Annotated in this window: 4 protein-coding genes; all 4 read left to right on the plus strand. The window is 41.5% G+C overall.

The genetic code is table 11. The features are described from left to right. The first annotated feature begins 323 nt into the window (after nucleotides 1-323). The 4 genes from H0W44_10720 (at nucleotide 324) to H0W44_10735 (ending at nucleotide 2,141) form a co-directional block, all read left to right on the plus strand. Nucleotides 324-1,007, plus strand: coding sequence for a transposase (locus H0W44_10720; GenBank protein ID MBA3582906.1), 684 nt, complete (start codon nucleotides 324-326; stop codon nucleotides 1,005-1,007). A 78-nt stretch (nucleotides 1,008-1,085) separates the two neighbouring features. Next, nucleotides 1,086-1,508: a transposase gene (locus H0W44_10725; GenBank protein MBA3582907.1), complete on the plus strand. Its 423-nt coding sequence runs from the start codon at nucleotides 1,086-1,088 to the stop codon at nucleotides 1,506-1,508. Then, the gene (locus tag H0W44_10730) at nucleotides 1,501-1,740 is read left to right on the plus strand and encodes a hypothetical protein (GenBank protein MBA3582908.1); all 240 of its coding nucleotides are present in this window, start codon (nucleotides 1,501-1,503) and stop codon (nucleotides 1,738-1,740) included. The genes H0W44_10725 and H0W44_10730 overlap by 8 nt, the downstream gene beginning before the upstream one ends. Nucleotides 1,741-1,853: 113 nt before the next feature. Beyond that, nucleotides 1,854-2,141: a hypothetical protein gene (locus tag H0W44_10735; GenBank protein ID MBA3582909.1), complete on the plus strand. Its 288-nt coding sequence runs from the start codon at nucleotides 1,854-1,856 to the stop codon at nucleotides 2,139-2,141. The last annotated feature ends 25 nt before the right edge of the window (nucleotides 2,142-2,166 follow it).

Consider the following 2,166-nt stretch of genomic DNA (forward strand, 5'->3'; position numbering starts at 1 on the left):
TTATGTTTCGATTAAATAATCGACCACGTAAAACACGAGACTATCAAACACCGAATGAAGTCTTGTACAATCGACAGGACAGGTTAGTTATTTTTTAACAAAATTGCAGTTATTGTTTGAATCCGCCTTATTCAAAAAATCAATGGGGTCAAAATCAATGGGGTCAGACTCGATTGATCTGGCGCATTGAATCAACTACGCTAGGCCATGGCGGATTCAAGTAATAAGTGCACCACAACGGGTTTGGAATAAAAGGGTTAGTTGAGCTAACGGAAAATAAGGGGACGCTACCCTTTAAATTTGATGCATGTTAAGCTGCTGCTATGCCAAGACAAGCCAGAGCCGTATTTCCTAAAGTCCCTCACCATATCACTCAGCGAGGCAATCGCCGAGAAGACGTGTTTTTTTCTGATGATGATCGTCAATACTATCTAGACTGTTTGAAAGATTACTGTGAACAGCATGATGTTGAAGTGTTGGCTTATTGCTTAATGGATAACCATATTCACTTAGTATTAGTGCCTGCTACGGATACCGGGTTACAAGACGTGTTAAAACCTTTGCATATGCGCTACGCACAACGCGTGAATAAACTTAAAAATTGGAAAGGACATGTCTGGCAAGGGCGTTATTTTTCTTCACCATTGGATGATGACTACACATGGGCGGCTATACGTTATGTTGAACGTAATCCCGTCCGCGCCAAACTATCACGTAAAGCAGAAAAATATCGTTGGTCGAGCGCAGCAGGCCATTGCAGATTAGTGGATGATCCTGTGATCACGCGCCAAGTGGGTTGGCAAAAACAGTTTAATGGAATAGGTGATTGGTCGGCATGGTTGGCGGAAGGCGACAATACAGAAGAAATGACACAATTAAGACATCACGTGGACAAAGGATTGCCTTGTGGTTCTGAAACCTTTATTCGTAAACTGGAAAGACTGGCAGGACGTGCGTTAAGTTTTAAGCCACAAGGACGACCTAAGCGAGTATCTGATAATGAATAACATGCGAAATAAAAGGGTAGCGTCCCCTTATTTTCATTAGACGTGTTAAAACCTTTGCATATGCGCTACGCACAACGCGTGAATAAACTTAAAAATTGGAAAGGACATGTCTGGCAAGGGCGTTATTTTTCTTCACCATTGGATGATGACTACACATGGGCGGCTATACGTTATGTTGAACGTAATCCCGTCCGCGCCAAACTATCACGTAAAGCAGAAAAATATCGTTGGTCGAGCGCAGCAGGCCATTGCAGATTAGTGGATGATCCTGTGATCACGCGCCAAGTGGGTTGGCAAAAACAGTTTAATGGAATAGGTGATTGGTCGGCATGGTTGGCGGAAGGCGACAATACAGAAGAAATGACACAATTAAGACATCACGTGGACAAAGGATTGCCTTGTGGTTCTGAAACCTTTATTCGTAAACTGGAAAGACTGGCAGGACGTGCGTTAAGTTTTAAGCCACAAGGACGACCTAAGCGAGTATCTGATAATGAATAACATGCGAAATAAAAGGGTAGCGTCCCCTTATTTTCCTAATAGAACTTTAGATGGTCATAATTATCATCCTGGTGATGTAACGCATCGGGTGTATTTCGGTGGTGGAATTCTCTATTACGATGTCATCGGTACGGGAACCGGCAGCAATCCGGGTTTTAACAACTGGCTTGGTATTGACTTGTTCCTGCCCAATGTACAAAACGTTGTGACTCAGTTTGGAGTTAGCAATTGATGATATTCAGACTCTTCATACTAATGCTATTTTTAATAATAAGTTCCTGTGAGGCTGACTATAGGTCACCTTACCTGTTATACACAGCCAAGTTTGATACATCAAAGACTGATATGGTTGAACTTGCAATAAAGGAGGTTGCAAAGAAATGGGACTTGCGTATTTACGAAAAAGATAGAGAGCAAATGAAATTTCATACCCAAGGGAAAGAGGCATTTTTTATCGTTCTCTATTTTAATAAAGATCCGGTTTTATCCTTGGACAACTCTGGTGTTGGCGAAGTTATAACACTAATGGCAGTTGATTATGGAAACATGCCGATCCAAGATTTGAAGAAGTTAGCGTATGATGTTATAGACACTTTCGAAACCCGATTCGACATCAAGTTTGAAAAAAATTAAAGAAAGAAGAAAATAAGGGGACGCT

It is taken from the genome of Gammaproteobacteria bacterium (assembly GCA_013817245.1).
Lineage (GTDB): Bacteria > Pseudomonadota > Gammaproteobacteria > HTCC5015 > HTCC5015 > JACDDA01.

Bases quoted from the DNA above. Each gene is read 5' to 3' on its own strand.
- H0W44_10735 (MBA3582909.1), top strand. From the start codon at position 1,854: ATGGTTGAACTTGCAATAAAGGAGGTTGCAAAGAAATGGGACTTGCGT.
- H0W44_10720 (MBA3582906.1), top strand. From the start codon at position 324: ATGCCAAGACAAGCCAGAGCCGTATTTCCTAAAGTCCCTCACCATATC.
- H0W44_10730 (MBA3582908.1), top strand. From the start codon at position 1,501: ATGAATAACATGCGAAATAAAAGGGTAGCGTCCCCTTATTTTCCTAAT.